This window comes from Pseudomonas sp. GD03862 (assembly GCF_029840855.1).
In the GTDB taxonomy this organism is placed as follows: Bacteria; Pseudomonadota; Gammaproteobacteria; order Pseudomonadales; family Pseudomonadaceae; genus Aquipseudomonas; species Aquipseudomonas alloputida.
In genome coordinates this window covers 158,494-173,744 of sequence record NZ_JAOCDI010000003.1, presented here as the reverse complement: position 1 = coordinate 173,744, position 15,251 = coordinate 158,494, and the positions used below count along the sequence as shown (strand labels likewise).

16 protein-coding genes are annotated in these 15,251 nt (G+C 64.2%); 12 read left to right on the top strand and 4 right to left on the bottom strand.

The window, feature by feature from the left end; genetic code table 11:
* Window positions 1-3: 3 nt before the first annotated feature.
* From N5D53_RS03620 to N5D53_RS03605, 4 genes are read right to left on the bottom strand one after another with little or no spacing between them, the layout of a single operon-like run.
* Window positions 4-2,028, bottom strand: coding sequence for a methyl-accepting chemotaxis protein (locus tag N5D53_RS03620; RefSeq protein WP_231114307.1), 2,025 nt, complete (start codon window positions 2,026-2,028; stop codon window positions 4-6).
* Window positions 2,029-2,075: 47 nt separating this feature from the next.
* Window positions 2,076-2,630, bottom strand: coding sequence for a chemotaxis protein CheW (locus N5D53_RS03615; protein WP_010955559.1), 555 nt, complete (start codon window positions 2,628-2,630; stop codon window positions 2,076-2,078).
* Window positions 2,627-2,992 carry a twitching motility response regulator PilH gene (gene pilH / locus N5D53_RS03610; RefSeq protein ID WP_003249327.1) on the bottom strand — a complete coding sequence of 122 codons (366 nt, stop codon included), beginning with the start codon at window positions 2,990-2,992 and terminating at the stop codon, window positions 2,627-2,629. Before pilH ends, N5D53_RS03615 begins: the two co-directional genes overlap by 4 nt.
* Window positions 2,993-3,039: 47 nt before the next feature.
* A complete protein-coding gene (locus tag N5D53_RS03605) occupies window positions 3,040-3,441 on the bottom strand; it encodes a response regulator (protein ID WP_010955560.1) in 402 nt (133 codons plus the stop codon).
* Between the two features lie 238 nt (window positions 3,442-3,679).
* On the opposite strand from N5D53_RS03605, the gene gshB reads away from it, so the two are divergent.
* The 12 genes from gshB (at window position 3,680) to phaZ (ending at window position 15,214) form a co-directional block, all read left to right on the top strand.
* Window positions 3,680-4,633, top strand: coding sequence for a glutathione synthase (gene gshB / locus N5D53_RS03600; protein WP_279839899.1), 954 nt, complete (start codon window positions 3,680-3,682; stop codon window positions 4,631-4,633).
* A 91-nt stretch (window positions 4,634-4,724) separates the two neighbouring features.
* Window positions 4,725-5,630 carry an energy transducer TonB gene (locus N5D53_RS03595; protein WP_014592660.1) on the top strand — a complete coding sequence of 302 codons (906 nt, stop codon included), beginning with the start codon at window positions 4,725-4,727 and terminating at the stop codon, window positions 5,628-5,630.
* Window positions 5,631-5,799: 169 nt separating this feature from the next.
* Window positions 5,800-6,369, top strand: coding sequence for a YqgE/AlgH family protein (locus tag N5D53_RS03590; RefSeq protein ID WP_003249318.1), 570 nt, complete (start codon window positions 5,800-5,802; stop codon window positions 6,367-6,369).
* The gene (ruvX, locus tag N5D53_RS03585; RefSeq protein ID WP_164721830.1) at window positions 6,366-6,794 is read left to right on the top strand and encodes a Holliday junction resolvase RuvX; all 429 of its coding nucleotides are present in this window, start codon (window positions 6,366-6,368) and stop codon (window positions 6,792-6,794) included. The genes N5D53_RS03590 and ruvX overlap by 4 nt, the downstream gene beginning before the upstream one ends.
* Before the next feature lie 49 nt (window positions 6,795-6,843).
* Window positions 6,844-7,362 (top strand): bifunctional pyr operon transcriptional regulator/uracil phosphoribosyltransferase PyrR, encoded by a 519-nt coding sequence (gene pyrR, locus N5D53_RS03580; RefSeq protein WP_020191541.1) that lies wholly within the window; start codon window positions 6,844-6,846, stop codon window positions 7,360-7,362.
* Window positions 7,363-7,374: 12 nt separating this feature from the next.
* The gene (locus N5D53_RS03575) at window positions 7,375-8,379 is read left to right on the top strand and encodes an aspartate carbamoyltransferase catalytic subunit (protein WP_003249311.1); all 1,005 of its coding nucleotides are present in this window, start codon (window positions 7,375-7,377) and stop codon (window positions 8,377-8,379) included.
* Window positions 8,376-9,647, top strand: coding sequence for a dihydroorotase (locus N5D53_RS03570; protein WP_010955564.1), 1,272 nt, complete (start codon window positions 8,376-8,378; stop codon window positions 9,645-9,647). The genes N5D53_RS03575 and N5D53_RS03570 overlap by 4 nt, the downstream gene beginning before the upstream one ends.
* Window positions 9,648-9,857: 210 nt before the next feature.
* Entirely contained in the window at window positions 9,858-10,388 is a 531-nt protein-coding gene (gene hslV / locus N5D53_RS03565; protein WP_003249309.1) for an ATP-dependent protease subunit HslV, read from the top strand.
* A gap of 76 nt (window positions 10,389-10,464) precedes the next feature.
* Window positions 10,465-11,808 carry an ATP-dependent protease ATPase subunit HslU gene (hslU, locus tag N5D53_RS03560; RefSeq protein ID WP_003249308.1) on the top strand — a complete coding sequence of 448 codons (1,344 nt, stop codon included), beginning with the start codon at window positions 10,465-10,467 and terminating at the stop codon, window positions 11,806-11,808.
* Window positions 11,809-11,974: 166 nt separating this feature from the next.
* Window positions 11,975-12,352, top strand: a complete 378-nt coding sequence (locus N5D53_RS03555; RefSeq protein ID WP_003249306.1) for a DUF971 domain-containing protein — start codon at window positions 11,975-11,977, stop codon at window positions 12,350-12,352.
* Window positions 12,353-12,620: 268 nt separating this feature from the next.
* A complete protein-coding gene (phaC, locus tag N5D53_RS03550; protein ID WP_010955566.1) occupies window positions 12,621-14,300 on the top strand; it encodes a class II poly(R)-hydroxyalkanoic acid synthase in 1,680 nt (559 codons plus the stop codon).
* A 62-nt stretch (window positions 14,301-14,362) separates the two neighbouring features.
* Window positions 14,363-15,214, top strand: a complete 852-nt coding sequence (gene phaZ, locus N5D53_RS03545) for a poly(3-hydroxyalkanoate) depolymerase (protein WP_010955567.1) — start codon at window positions 14,363-14,365, stop codon at window positions 15,212-15,214.
* The last annotated feature ends 37 nt before the right edge of the window (window positions 15,215-15,251 follow it).

The following is a 15,251-nucleotide window of genomic DNA, read 5'->3' as shown; positions in this document are numbered from 1 at the left end:
TCCTCAACGCGGCTCGGTAGGGGGTGGCAGGGTGAAACCGGACACCGAACGGCGCATCTCGCTGGCCATGCGGGCCAAGTGGCGGATGCTGTCGGCGGTGGCACCGGAGCCGGCGGAGGTCTGCGCGGTAATCTGCTGGATCACCGCCATGGTGTGGGAGATCTGCCCGGCCGACGAGGTCTGCAACTGGGCAGCGTCGGAGATGCTGTGGATAAGGTCGGCGAGGTTCTGCGATACCCCTTCGATCTCGGCCAGCGCCACCCCGGCATCCTGGGCCAGGCGTGCGCCACGCACCACTTCGGCGGTGGTCTGCTCCATGGAGATCACCGCTTCGTTGGTATCGGCCTGGATGGTACGCACCAGCGCCTCGATCTGGCGGGTGGCAGACGATGAGCGTTCGGCCAGGCGCTGCACCTCGTCGGCAACCACGGCAAACCCACGCCCGGCCTCACCGGCCAGCGAGGCCTGGATGGCGGCGTTCAGGGCGAGGATGTTGGTCTGGTCGGCAATGTCGTCGATCAGGCTGACGATATCGCCGATTTCCTGTGAGGACTCGCCCAGGCGCTTGATCCGCTTGGCGGTGTCCTGGATCTGCTCGCGAATGTTGTCCATGCCGTTGATGGTGTTGTGCACCACCTCGTTGCCCTTGTTGGCGATGGCAACCGAACGCTCGGCCACCTTGGCCGATTCGTAAGCATGCGCCGAAACCCGATCGATCGACTCGACCATGTCACCCACCGCCTCGGACGCCTCGCTGATCTGTGCAGCCTGGTGCTCGGAGGCCTTGGCCAGCTGCCGCGCAGTGTTCTGCGTGTCCTGCACGGCGGCAGCGACCTGCACTGCACTGTGGTTGATGGTGGCGACCAGGTCGCGCAACTGGTCCACGGAATAGTTGATCGAGTCGGCAATGGCGCCGGTAAAGTCTTCAGTCACCGATACGGTCACCGTCAGGTCGCCATCTGCCAGCTCTTCGATTTCGTCGAGCAGGCGCATGATGGCCTGCTGGTTGCGTTCGTTCTTTTCTGCGGTCTCGCGCAGTTGGCGGTTGGTGGTGCGCACCATGACCAGGCCGATGAGGATGATCGAGGCCAGCGCCAGCAGCCCCAGCGCATAGCCGCCAACGGTGTCGAGGGTGCGCCCGCCAGCCAGGTTCTCGAAACCGTTCGCCAGGTGCGACGCTTCGTCGAGCAGGGTTTGCGAAAGGCTGAAGATGTTGCCCGCAGCCTCCCGCACACGGAACAGTTCGGGGGAGGTTTCGAGGATTTCATCCACCGAACCGGCAACGAACTGGAACAACTCGGCGATTTCGGCCAGCCGCGCACGCGCATCGGCGTCTTCGACGCGGGTTATCTGGATTGTCGCATTGCCATCGAGCATGCCCTCCAGCACCTGGCCAAAGCGCCCGGCGTCACGGCCGAAGGCGTCGGCCGCCTGGGCGGCGCTGTCGTCACCGGCCAGCACGGTGTTGACCGAGCCAAGGATGCGTTCGGCCAGCAACAGCTGGCGCTGGGCCACCGCAACCTGATTGGCCGGGGCACCGCTCTGCAGCAGGATCTCGACCACTTTTTCGTATTCCACCTGCAGCTGCGGCACGGTCTCGGCCAGGGTCGCTGCCACCTGGTGCAGCGACAGCACGGTCTGCTCGCTGGCCAGGATGATGTCGGTGTTCTTGCGCAGGTTTTCCCAGTCGCGGCGTACCGATTCCATCTCGTCACGCACCGCAGGTGGCGCAGGCGGCAGGCCAGTGGACTTGTCACCCTGGCGCAGGTAACCCCAGCGCCGTTCGAAGTCATTGCGCGCATCCGACAGCAGCTTGAAGGCCAGGGCCTTGCCGGTGGCCGCCTCGGTGGCGTTCTTGGCGATACGCTGCGACAGCACGCGCAGCTCGCCGGCATGGCCGATGTACTGCTTGTCGTAGTTGGATTGGGTATTCAGGTAAGCAAAGTTGGCGAACAGCAAGATGATCGAAAGGATCAGGATCAGGAACAGCACGGTGATCTGCGCGATGCTGCGGGTACGTGGGCTCACGGTGGTGGCAGTGACGGGGGTGGCAGGCTTGTTCACGTTCGCAGGTCCTATAACGCCACATCGAGAAAGCCCGGGGCCTGGGCCAGGGCAAAGGGGCTGAAGATCGCCCAGTTACGTTCACGCGGAAAATACCCCTGCACAAAGCGTGCAGCGGCAGGGATCAGCGGCTGCGGCGGCGACAGCTGCAGGCTGTCGAGGGCAAAGTGCTGAAGGCCCAGCACCTCGTCGACCAGCAAACCGACGAACAGGTCGTCGTGATCCAGCACCAGCACTCGCCGCTGCTTGCCCGGTGCGGCGTGGCCAAGGCCGAAGAAGCAGCTCAGGTCCATCACCGGCAACAGCCGGCCACGCAGGTTGGCCACCCCGCACACCCACGGCTGCACGCCGGGAACGCGGCTACTGCGCGGCTCGCGCAGCACCTCGGCCACTTCGCCCATGGGCGCGACGAACCACTGCCCGGCAATGCGAAAGCCAATGCCGCTCCACTGCTGCACGCGGTTGTCCTGCGGCGGCTGGTCGGCAACCAGCAGGCGACAGCGCCGGTCGATGTCCAGCAACAACTCAAAGGCGGTCAGCGACGCGCCTTGCGGGCGGGTGGTCAAGCCCCCAGCACTTCTTTGAGCTTGGCGATCAGCGCCTCCTCTTCCACCGGTTTGGTCAGGAAGTCACGGGCACCCTGGCGCGTGGCCCAGATACGGTCGGTTTCCTGGTCCTTGGTGGTTACCACGATCACTGGAATAGCGCTGGTGTCCGGGTCCTTGCTGAGCTGGCGGGTGGCCTGGAAGCCGTTCATGCCAGGCATGACGATGTCCATCAGCACCGCGTCGGGCTTGTCCTGCCGGGCCAGGGCCACGCCGTCGGCACCGTTGCTGGCCTTGAGCACCTGGTAGCCGTGCTTTTCCAGCCATTCGGTCAATCTGTACATCTCTGTCGGCGAGTCGTCGACAATCAGAACTCGGGCCATGCTGTTTCCCCATCAGGAAAGTAGGACCGCGCCATGGCGGGGCTCGGTCAGGGTGCGTGTTGTTGAGGTGCGGCAAACCCGGGCACATGGGCGCGGATCGCGTCGAGCAGTTCTTCCTTGCTGAACGGTTTGGTCAGGAACTGATCGGAACCGACCACCCGGCCGCGGGCCTTGTCGAACAGGCCATCGCGGGACGACAGCAGGATAACCGGGGTGTCCTTGAAGGCACTGTTGTGCTTGATTACCGCGCAGGTCTGGTAGCCGTCCAGGCGTGGCATCAGCACATCGACGAAAATGATGCTGGGCTGATGGTCGACGATCTTGGCCAGGGCATCGAAGCCATCGCTGGCGGTGATCACCTCGCAGCCCGCTTCACCGAGCAACATCTGCGCGGTGCGGCGGATCGTGCGGGAATCGTCGATCACCATCACCTTCAGGGGTTGTTCCATAGACGCCTACCAGTAGGATTGAAGCCGCAAGTTGCAAGCGGCAAGCTGCAAGAAAGCAGCTCGGCGCATGGATGCTCTTTTCTTGAGGCTTGTAGCTCAAGGCTTGCAGCTGCATTTTTAGCATACTCCGGGTGGCCATTCCATCTGCCGCGCCCCTTGACCGTCGGCGTTCGCGGCGCCACCCTGAGCCACTTTTCTTTCGATCCACCGCGGCCACCTGCCGCCAAGAGGACCCCCCATGAGCGTTCGCCTCGGCATTGTGATGGACCCCATCGCGTCCATCTCCTACAAGAAGGACAGCTCGCTGGCCATGCTGCTGGCCGCCCAGGCACGCGGCTGGAGCCTGTTCTACATGAAACAGCAAGACCTGTATCAGGGTGAAGGCAAGGCCCGCGCCCGCATGCGCCCGCTGAAGGTGTTTGCCGACCCTGAACGCTGGTTCGAACTGGGCGAGGAGCAGGACAGCCCGCTGGCCGAGCTGGACGTGATCCTGATGCGCAAGGACCCGCCCTTCGACATGGAGTTCGTCTACAGCACTTACCTGCTGGAACAAGCCGAGAACGACGGCGTACTGGTGGTAAACCGCCCGCAAAGCCTGCGCGACTGCAACGAGAAGATGTTCGCCACGCTGTTCCCGCAATGCACCACCCCGACCCTGGTCAGCCGCCGCCCGGACATCATTCGCGAATTCACCGCCAAGCATGCCGACGTAATCCTCAAGCCACTGGATGGCATGGGCGGTACGTCGATCTTCCGTCACCGGGCTGGCGACCCCAACCTGTCGGTGATCCTGGAAACCCTGACCGCACTGGGCACCCAGCAGATCATGGCGCAGGCCTACCTGCCGGCAATCAAGGACGGCGACAAGCGCATCCTGATGATCGATGGCGAGCCAGTGGACTATTGCCTGGCACGCATTCCGGCCAGCGGCGAAACCCGTGGCAACCTGGCCGCGGGCGGGCGTGGCGAAGCCCGCCCACTGACCGAGCGCGACCGCTGGATCGCCGCTCAGGTCGGCCCGACGCTGCGCGAGAAGGGCCTGCTGTTCGTTGGCCTGGACGTGATCGGCGACTACCTCACCGAAATCAACGTCACCAGCCCCACCTGTATCCGCGAAATCGATGCCGCCTACAACACCGATATCGGTGGCAAGCTGATGGATGCCATTGATCGCAAGCTAAAGGCACGCTGACAGCCAACGCGAAGTAAAGCCGTAGAGTGGGGTATGATGCCGGTCCTATTCGACTGAGCTGCTGCCCCGCCCTGCGGTTGCTGGATACCTGATGACGCACCCCGCTGACGTCCCTGCCGACCTGCTGCCTCCCCGTGTTCGCCCTGCGGACCGGCTTGGCTTCACCCTGTTCCTGGCTGCGCTGGTGCACCTGGCGCTGATCCTTGGCGTCGGCTTCACCGTGGTCAAGCCTGCCGAAATCCGCCACACCATGGACATCACCCTGGCCACCTTCAAGAGCGAGAAACCGCCCGAGAAGGCTGACTTCCAGGCCCAGGACAACCAGCAAGGCAGCGGCACCCTGGACAAGAAAGCGGTGCCCAAGACCACCGAGCTGGCGCCGTTCCAGGACAGCAAGATCAACAAGATCACCCCACCGCCTGCGGCCAGGCCAGAGGTGGTCCCACCCCCTCCCCCGAAAAAGTCGGCAGTGGTGACGACGGCGCCCAAGCCGCACAAGGTCGAGCCCAAACCCAAGGAAAGCAAGGCGCAGCCCAAGCCAGCCGCACCGGCACCGGACTTCGACAGCTCGCAGCTGTCCAGCCAGATCGCCAGCCTGGAGGCGGAGCTGTCCAACGAGCAGCAGATGTACGCCAAGCGCCCGCGCATCCATCGCCTGAACGCCGCGTCGACCATGCGCGACAAGGGCGCCTGGTACAAGGAAGAGTGGCGCAAGAAGGTCGAGCGCGTGGGTAACCTCAACTACCCCGACGAAGCACGCCGACAGCAGATCTACGGCAACTTGCGCATGATGGTGTCGATCAACCGCGATGGCTCGCTGTACGAGGTGCTGGTACTGGAATCATCCGGGCAGCCCGTGCTGGACCAGGCGGCGCAACGCATCGTGCGGCTGGCCGCGCCGTTTGCACCGTTTACCGGGGATCTGGCCGAGTTCGACCGGCTGGAGATCATCCGCACCTGGCGCTTTGCCCGTGGGGACCGTTTGTCCAGTAACTGATTTTCTGCCTGTGCCGGCCTCTTCGCGGGCGCGCCCGCTCCCACAGGTTGCTCACCGGCGCTGAAGCCTGTGGAGTATCGGCGGGAGCGGGCATGCCCGCGAAGGGGCCGGCAAAAGCGACACAAAGCCCACCTTGTCAGTCTCGCCACCTGGCGCCACACTATCCCCCATGAAAACCCTCGCACCCAGCTACCTCAAGCACCAGTTCCTGATCGCCATGCCGCACATGGCCGATCCGAACTTTGCCCAGACCCTCACGTATATCGTCGAGCACAATGAGCATGGCGCCATGGGCCTGGTGGTCAACCGACCACAGGAACTGAGCCTGGCCGACATCCTCGAGCAACTGCGCCCGGACGAAACGCCGCCGGCCAGCACCTTGCAGGTGCCGATCTACCAGGGTGGCCCGGTACAAACCGACCGCGGCTTCGTGCTGCACAGCAGCGAGTGCAGTTTCCAGGCCAGCGTGGCGCTGGAAGGGCTGTCGCTGACCACGTCACAGGACATATTGCTGGCTATCGCCGCCGGTGTGGGCCCGAAACAGAGCCTGATCACCCTGGGCTATGCCGGTTGGGAAGCGGGCCAACTGGAAGCGGAACTGGCCGACAACGCCTGGCTGAACTGCCCGTTCGACCCGGAAATCGTCTTCGGCATGGCCAGCGACCTGCGCCTTGAGGCTGCGGCCGCCAGCCTGGGGATCAACCTGCACCTGCTGACCAGCCAGGCGGGCCACGCCTGATGGCTGATCTACGCCTGCTGCTGGGCTTCGACTATGGCAGCAAACAGATCGGCGTGGCCGTCGGCCAGGTGATTACCGGCCAGGCCCGCGAACTGTGCACCCTGAAGGCGCAGAACGGCGTACCGGACTGGGCCCAGGTGGAAAAGCTGATTGCCGAATGGAAGCCAGATGCCATTGTCGTAGGCCTGCCGCTGAACATGGACGGCACACCCAGCGAAATGAGCGCCCGCGCCGAAAAGTTCGCCCGCCGCCTGAACGGCCGCTTCAACCTGCCCGTGCACACGCACGACGAGCGCCTGACCACCTTCGAGGCCAAAGGCGAGCGCATGGCCCGTGGCGGCCAGCGTGGCAGCTACCGCGACAACCCGGTCGATGCCATTGCCGCCGCCTTGTTGCTGCAAGGCTGGCTGGAGGCCAATACCTGATCATCTTTGCCGCCGGGCCCACCCGGCGCACCCTTCCGAGGAGCCCGCAATGAGCCTACCCAATCCCGCCGAGCTGATCCGGCAGATGGCTGTCGACCTTCGTGCCCACCTGGCGCGCCGGGCAATCACCGAGCCCCGTTACATCGGTATCCGCACCGGCGGCGTCTGGGTTGCCCAGGCCCTGCAGGATGCCATGGGCGACACCAGCCCAATGGGCACCCTGGACGTGTCGTTCTACCGCGACGACTTCAGCCAGAACGGCCTGCACCCACAAGTGCGCCCGTCCGAGTTGCCGTTCGAGGTCGAAGGCCAGCACCTGGTGCTGGTGGATGACGTGCTGATGAGCGGTCGTACCATCCGCGCGGCGCTCAACGAACTGTTCGATTACGGCCGCCCGGCCAGCGTCACCCTGGTCTGCCTGCTGGATCTGGATGCCGGCGAACTGCCGATTCGCCCGAACGTGCTCGGCGCCACCCTGTCGCTGGCCGCCCATGAACGGGTAAAATTGACCGGACCCGCACCGCTCGCCCTCGAGCGCCAGGACCTCGCCTCCGCTTCCGCCCTTTAAGAGTCCCCCGCGATGACGCCAATCGACGCCAAGCGCCCGCTGCAGCTCAATGATCAGGGCCAGCTGCGCCACTTCCTCTCGCTTGACGGTTTGCCCCGCGAACTGCTCACCGAGATCCTCGACACCGCCGACTCCTTCCTGGAAGTCGGTGCCCGGGCTGTGAAAAAAGTCCCGTTGCTGCGCGGCAAGACTGTGTGCAACGTGTTCTTCGAGAACTCGACCCGTACCCGTACCACCTTCGAACTGGCAGCCCAGCGCCTGTCGGCCGACGTGATCAGCCTGAACGTGTCGACCTCCTCGACCAGCAAGGGCGAGACCCTGTTCGACACCCTGCGCAACCTCGAAGCCATGGCCGCCGACATGTTCGTCGTACGCCACTCCGACTCCGGCGCCGCGCACTTCATCGCCGAGCACGTGTGCCCGGAAGTGGCCGTGATCAACGGCGGTGACGGCCGCCACGCGCACCCGACCCAGGGCATGCTCGACATGCTCACCATCCGCCGTCACAAAGGCAGCTTCGAAAACCTGTCCGTGGCTATCGTCGGCGACATCCTGCACTCGCGTGTGGCCCGTTCCGACATGCTCGCGCTCAAAGCGCTGGGTTGCCCGGACATCCGCGTGATCGGGCCGAAAACCCTGATCCCGATCGGTATCGAGCAGTACGGCGTAAAGGTCTACACCGACCTCGCCGAAGGCCTGAAAGACGTCGACGTGGTGATCATGCTGCGCCTGCAGCGTGAGCGCATGGCCGGTGGCCTGCTGCCCAGCGAAGGTGAGTTCTACCGCCTGTTCGGCCTGACGACCGCGCGCCTGGCCGGGGCCAAGCCTGACGCCATCGTCATGCACCCGGGCCCGATCAACCGTGGCGTGGAAATCGAGTCGGCGGTTGCCGATGGCAAGCACTCGGTGATCCTCAACCAGGTCACCTACGGCATCGCCGTGCGCATGGCCGTGCTGTCCATGGCCATGAGCGGGCAGAACGCGCAACGTCAATTGGACCAGGAGAACGCCCAGTGACCATCAGTATTCTCGGCGCCCGGGTCATCGACCCCAACAGCGGCCTGGACCAGGTCACCGACCTGCACCTGGACGGCGGCCGCATTGTCGCCATCGGCGCCGCACCGGCCGGTTTCAGCGCCAGCCGCACGATCCAGGCTGATGGCCTGGTCGCTGCGCCCGGTCTGGTTGACCTGGGCGTGTCCCTGCGCGAGCCGGGTTACAGCCGCAAAGGCAACATCGCCAGTGAAACCCGCGCTGCCGTTGCCGGCGGTGTCACCAGCCTGTGCTGCCCGCCACAGACCAAGCCGGTGCTGGACACCTCGGCGGTAGCCGAACTTATCCTTGACCGCGCCCGCGAAGCCGCCAACAGCAAGGTCTACCCGGTCGGCGCCCTGACCAAGGGCCTGGAGGGCGAGCAACTGGCCGAACTGGTGGCCCTGCGTGACACCGGTTGCGTAGCGTTTGGCAACGGCCTGAAGGAAATCCCCAACAACCGTACCCTGGCCCGCGCCCTGGAGTATGCCGCCACCTTCGACCTGACGGTGGTGTTCCACTCCCAGGACCGCGATCTGGCCCAGGGCGGCCTGGCCCACGAAGGTGCCATGGCCAGCTTCCTCGGCCTGCCGGGCATCCCGGAGAGCGCCGAAACCGTGGCCCTGGCGCGCAACCTGCTGCTGGTGGAACAGAGCGGCGTGCGTGCGCACTTCAGCCAGATCACCAGCGCCCGTGGTGCGCGGCTGATCGCCCAGGCCCAGGCCTTGGGCCTGCCGGTAACCGCCGATGTAGCGCTGTACCAGCTGATCCTCACGGACGAGTCGCTGCGCGAGTTCTCCAGCCTGTACCACGTGCAGCCGCCGCTGCGCACCGCTGCCGACCGTGACGGGTTGCGCGAGGCGGTGAAGTCGGGGGTGATCCAGGCCATCTCCAGCCATCACCAGCCGCACGAGCGCGATGCCAAGCTGGCCCCGTTCGGCGCCACCGAGCCGGGTATCAGCAGCGTCGAGTTGCTGCTGCCACTGGCCATGACCCTGGTGCAGGACGGCCTGCTCGACCTGCCAACCTTGCTGGCCCGCCTGAGCAGCGGCCCGGCTGCCGCCCTGCGCCTGCCGGCTGGGGAACTGAAAGTGGGTGGCGCGGCCGACCTGGTGCTGTTCGACCCGCAAGCGTCCACCGTTGCTGGCGAACAATGGTTCTCCCGTGGCGAGAACTGCCCGTTCATCGGCCACTGCCTGCCGGGCGCGGTGCGTTATACCTTGGTCGATGGGCACATCTGCCACGAGGCCTGAGTACCATGCTTCGCGGGCACGCCCGCTCCCACAGGATCACCACAATTCCAAGGCATGTGGTAACCCTGTGGGAGCGGGCGTGCCCGCGAATGCCTTCACATAGCCCCCCGCCAAGCGCGACCATTCATCCCCCCCGGTTGAAATCCTTCCCCCCACCCCCATATGAGTCTGCATCAGGCACTTTCGCCCCGCTGCGTGGAGACTCTCCCCTTGACCACAATCGTTTCTGTCCGCCGTAACGGCAAAGTCGTCATGGGCGGCGACGGCCAGGTATCCCTCGGCAACACCGTGATGAAAGGCAACGCCAAGAAGGTGCGCCGCCTGTACCACGGCCAGGTCATCGCGGGCTTCGCCGGCGCCACTGCCGACGCCTTCACCCTGTTCGAGCGCTTTGAAGGTCAGCTGGAAAAACACCAGGGCCACCTGGTACGCGCCGCCGTCGAGCTGGCCAAGGAATGGCGTACCGACCGCTCCCTGAGCCGCCTGGAAGCCATGCTGGCCGTGGCCAACAAGGATGCATCCCTGATCATCACCGGCAACGGTGACGTGGTCGAACCCGAAGATGGCCTGATCGCCATGGGTTCCGGCGGCGCCTATGCCCAGGCCGCAGCCCGTGCCCTGCTGAACAAGACCGACCTCTCGGCCCGCGAAATCGCCGAGACCGCCCTGAACATCGCCGGCGACATCTGCGTGTTCACCAACCACAACCTGACCATCGAGGAGCAGGACCTGGCCGACTGATTCAGCTGTTCTGGCGCCCCTTCCCGGTGAAGGGGCTTTTCCACGCTGACTCACCTGCCCAAGGACCGTATTGATCATGTCCATGACCCCCCGCGAGATCGTCCACGAACTCAACCGCCACATCATCGGCCAGGACGACGCCAAGCGCGCCGTGGCTATTGCCCTGCGCAACCGCTGGCGGCGCATGCAGCTCCCTGCCGAGCTGCGTGCCGAAGTCACCCCCAAGAACATCCTGATGATCGGCCCTACCGGCGTCGGCAAGACCGAAATCGCCCGCCGGCTGGCCAAACTGGCCAACGCGCCGTTCCTCAAGGTCGAGGCCACCAAGTTCACCGAAGTGGGCTACGTGGGCCGCGACGTCGAGTCGATCATCCGTGACCTGGCCGATGCCGCGCTGAAGATGCTGCGCGAGCAGGAAATCATCCGCGTGCGCCACCGCGCCGAAGACGCCGCCGAAGACCGCATCCTCGACGCCCTGCTGCCCCAGGCACGCGTCACCAGCTTCAGCGAGGAAGCCGCACAGACCAGCAGCGACTCCAACACCCGCCAGCTGTTCCGCAAGCGCCTGCGCGAAGGCCAGCTGGACGACAAGGAAATCGAGATCGAAGTGGCCGATGCCGTCGGTGTCGAAATTGCTGCGCCGCCCGGCATGGAAGAAATGACCAACCAGCTGCAGAGCCTGTTTGCCAACATGGGCAAGGGCAAGCGCAAAGCGCGCAAGCTGAAGGTGAAGGAAGCGCTGAAGATGGTTCGCGATGAAGAAGCGAGCCGCCTGGTCAACGAGGAAGAGCTCAAGGCCAAGGCCCTGGAAGCAGTCGAACAGCACGGTATCGTGTTCATCGACGAAATCGACAAGGTTGCCAAGCGTGGCAACGTTGGCGGCGCCGACGTGTCCCGTGAAGGCGTACAGCGCGACCTGCTGCCGCTGATCGAAGGCTGCACCGTCAACACCAAGCTGGGCATGGTCAAGACCGACCACATTCTGTTCATTGCCTCGGGTGCATTCCACCTGAGCAAGCCGAGCGACCTGGTGCCCGAGCTGCAAGGCCGTCTGCCGATTCGTGTCGAGCTGAAGGCACTGACCCCGGAAGACTTCGAGCGCATCCTGCAGGAGCCGCACGCGTCGCTGACCGAGCAGTACCAGGCATTGCTGAAGACCGAAGGCCTGAACATCGAGTTCCTCGCCGACGGCATCAAGCGCCTGGCCGAGATTGCCTACCAGGTCAACGAGAAGACCGAAAACATCGGTGCCCGCCGCCTGCACACCCTGCTCGAGCGTTTGCTCGAAGAAGTGTCGTTCAGTGCGGGCGACCTGGCCAGCACCCATGACGAAGCGCCGATCCAGATCGACGCGGCGTATGTGAACAGCCACCTGGGTGAGCTGGCACAGAACGAAGACCTGTCGCGTTACATTCTGTAAGACCGGTTTCGACAGTTTCGCGGGCAAGCCCGCTCGTGCACGCGCCACCACAACCCTTGGGCCTGTGGTGATCCGTGCGGGGGCGGGCTTGCCCGCGAAGAGGCCCTTGAATCCCTCCCCCATAAGCTGGAAGCTGTGCTTCATCAGCTCCCGAGAGATTCTGCCCATGGCCCGCCTGCCTACCGCCATCAACCTGCACAAAGCCTCCAAGACCCTCAGCCTCACCTACGCGCCCGGCGAGGTCTACCACCTGCCCGCCGAATTCCTGCGCGTGCACTCTCCCTCCGCCGAGGTCCAGGGCCACGGCAACCCCATCCTGCAGTTCGGCAAGATCAACGTCGGCCTCAGTGGCTTGGAACCTGCCGGCCAATATGCACTGAAACTGACCTTCGACGACGGCCATGACAGCGGCTTGTTCACTTGGGAATACCTTGAGCAACTGTGCCTGCGCCAGGAACAACTGTGGGCGGAATACCTCGACGAGTTGCACAAGGCCGGCAAATCCCGCGACCCAGCCGAATCTGTGGTCAAGCTCATGCTCTAGCGCAAGGCCTGCGGGGTTTAGAGCGCATTTTCTAAATTCATCTGTTTGAATGACTTGCAGACAGCCCAGTGAAGGGCTGTCTTGCGCATTACACGAAAGTCGGGTAACCAATGGGTGTGGCAAGTTCCCTGCATGACTTTGCAGGTCGGCAGAACCCACGCAGCACCGCTGTTCCTTATCACTGGTCACCCGAGTAGCAGTACCGGGCTCAGGGCTGTGCACCCGCCACAGCAACCGGTACTCGTCTCAGGACAACGGAGCGTCGTAGATGAGTAACAAGAACAACGATGAGCTGCAGCGGCAGGCCTCGGAAAACACCCTGGGGCTGAACCCGGTCATCGGCATCCGCCGCAAGGACCTGTTGAGCTCGGCACGCACCGTGCTGCGCCAGGCCGTGCGCCAACCGCTGCACAGCGCCAAGCATGTGGCTCACTTTGGCCTGGAGCTGAAGAACGTGTTGCTGGGCAAATCCAGCCTGGCCCCGGACAGCGACGACCGTCGCTTCAATGACCCGGCCTGGAGCAACAACCCGCTGTACCGCCGCTACCTGCAAACCTACCTGGCCTGGCGCAAGGAGTTGCAGGACTGGGTGAGCAGCAGCGACCTGTCCCCCCAGGACATCAGCCGCGGCCAGTTCGTCATCAACCTGATGACCGAGGCCATGGCGCCGACCAATACCCTGTCCAACCCGGCTGCGGTCAAACGCTTCTTCGAAACCGGCGGCAAGAGCCTGCTCGATGGCCTGTCCAACCTGGCCAAGGACATGGTCAACAACGGCGGCATGCCCAGCCAGGTGAACATGGATGCCTTCGAAGTGGGCAAGAACCTGGGCACCAGCGAAGGCGCGGTGGTGTACCGCAACGATGTGCTGGAACTGATCCAGTACAGCCCCATCACCGAACAAGTGCATGCCCGTCCGCTGCTGGTGGTGCCGCCACAGATCAACAAGTTCTACGTGTTCGACCTCAGCCCGGAAAAGAGCCTGGCGCGCTTCTGCCTGCGCTCGCAGCAGCAGACCTTCATCATCAGCTGGCGCAACCCGACCAAGGCCCAGCGCGAATGGGGCCTGTCCACCTACATCGATGCGCTGAAAGAAGCCGTCGACGCGGTGCTGTCGATTACCGGCAGCAAGGACCTGAACATGCTCGGCGCCTGCTCCGGTGGCATCACCTGTACCGCACTGGTGGGCCACTATGCCGCCATTGGCGAGAACAAGGTCAACGCCCTGACCCTGCTGGTCAGCGTGCTGGACACCACCATGGACAACCAGGTTGCATTGTTTGTCGACGAGCAGACCTTGGAGGCCGCCAAGCGCCACTCCTATCAGGCGGGCGTGCTGGAAGGCAGCGAAATGGCCAAGGTGTTCGCCTGGATGCGCCCCAACGACCTGATCTGGAACTACTGGGTAAACAACTACCTGCTCGGCAATGAGCCCCCCGTGTTCGACATCCTTTTCTGGAACAACGACACCACGCGCCTGCCGGCCGCCTTCCACGGCGACCTGATCGAAATGTTCAAGAGCAACCCGCTGACCCGCCCCGACGCCCTGGAAGTGTGCGGCACCGCGATCGACCTGAAACAGGTCAAATGCGACATCTACAGCCTCGCCGGCACCAACGACCACATCACCCCATGGCCGTCATGCTACCGCTCGGCACATCTGTTCGGCGGCAAGATCGAATTCGTACTGTCCAACAGCGGGCATATCCAGAGCATCCTCAACCCGCCGGGCAACCCGAAGGCACGTTTCATGACCGGTGCCGATCGCCCGGGTGACCCGGTGGCCTGGCAGGAAAATGCCATCAAGCATGCAGACTCCTGGTGGTTGCACTGGCAGAGTTGGCTGGGCGAGCGTGCCGGCGCGCTGAAAAAGGCACCGACCCGCCTGGGCAACCGTACCTATGCCGCCGGCGAAGCCTCCCCAGGCACCTACGTTCACGAGCGTTGAGTTACAGCGCCGTGGCGGCCTGCACGGCGCCACGGTGTTTACTTCACCCAAGAGTCACGTGCATGCCGCAACCCTATATTTTCAGGACCGTCGAGCTGGACAACCAGTCCATCCGCACCGCTGTTCGCCCCGGCAAGCCGCACCTGACGCCGTTGCTGATCTTTAACGGCATCGGCGCCAACCTCGAGCTGGTGTTCCCGTTCATCGATGCACTTGACCCGGACCTGGAAGTCATCGCCTTCGATGTGCCCGGGGTCGGCGGCTCGTCTACGCCACGCAACCCGTACCGCTTCCCTGGGCTGGCCAAGCTGACCGCGCGGATGCTCGACTACCTCGACTACGGCCAGGTCAACGTCATCGGCGTGTCCTGGGGCGGCGCCCTGGCCCAGCAGTTTGCTCACGATTACCCCGAGCGCTGCAAGAAGCTGGTGCTGGCCGCCACCGCTGCCGGTGCGGTAATGGTGCCAGGCAAGCCCAAGGTGCTGTGGATGATGGCCAGCCCCCGGCGTTACGTGCAGCCATCGCATGTCATCCGCATTGCGCCGATGATCTATGGCGGCGGCTTCCGACGTGACCCCGACCTGGCCATGCACCATGCCGCCAAGGTACGCTCCGGCGGCAAGCTGGGCTACTACTGGCAGCTGTTCGCCGGGCTGGGCTGGACCAGCATCCACTGGCTGCACAAGATCCGGCAGCCCACCCTGGTACTGGCTGGCGACGACGACCCGTTGATCCCGCTGATCAACATGCGCCTGCTGGCCTGGCGGATTCCCAATGCCCAGCTACACATTATCGACGACGGCCATCTGTTCCTGATCACCCGTGCCGAAGCCGTCGCCCCGATCATCATGAAGTTCCTGCAGGAAGAACGTCAGCGTGCGGTCATGCATCCCCGTCCGGCCTCGGGGGGGTGAAACAGCTGCGGCCTGACAGGGGAAATGGATCAGACGA

Coding starts and splice junctions, on each gene's coding strand:
- N5D53_RS03595 (WP_014592660.1), top strand. CDS start 4,725: ATGACGCACCCCGCTGACGTCCCTGCCGACCTGCTGCCTCCCCGTGTT.
- phaZ (WP_010955567.1), top strand. CDS start 14,363: ATGCCGCAACCCTATATTTTCAGGACCGTCGAGCTGGACAACCAGTCC.
- pyrR (WP_020191541.1), top strand. CDS start 6,844: ATGAGCCTACCCAATCCCGCCGAGCTGATCCGGCAGATGGCTGTCGAC.
- pilH (WP_003249327.1), bottom strand. CDS start 2,992: ATGGCCCGAGTTCTGATTGTCGACGACTCGCCGACAGAGATGTACAGA.
- N5D53_RS03555 (WP_003249306.1), top strand. CDS start 11,975: ATGGCCCGCCTGCCTACCGCCATCAACCTGCACAAAGCCTCCAAGACC.
- phaC (WP_010955566.1), top strand. CDS start 12,621: ATGAGTAACAAGAACAACGATGAGCTGCAGCGGCAGGCCTCGGAAAAC.
- N5D53_RS03575 (WP_003249311.1), top strand. CDS start 7,375: ATGACGCCAATCGACGCCAAGCGCCCGCTGCAGCTCAATGATCAGGGC.
- hslU (WP_003249308.1), top strand. CDS start 10,465: ATGTCCATGACCCCCCGCGAGATCGTCCACGAACTCAACCGCCACATC.
- N5D53_RS03590 (WP_003249318.1), top strand. CDS start 5,800: ATGAAAACCCTCGCACCCAGCTACCTCAAGCACCAGTTCCTGATCGCC.
- gshB (WP_279839899.1), top strand. CDS start 3,680: ATGAGCGTTCGCCTCGGCATTGTGATGGACCCCATCGCGTCCATCTCC.
- N5D53_RS03605 (WP_010955560.1), bottom strand. CDS start 3,441: ATGGAACAACCCCTGAAGGTGATGGTGATCGACGATTCCCGCACGATC.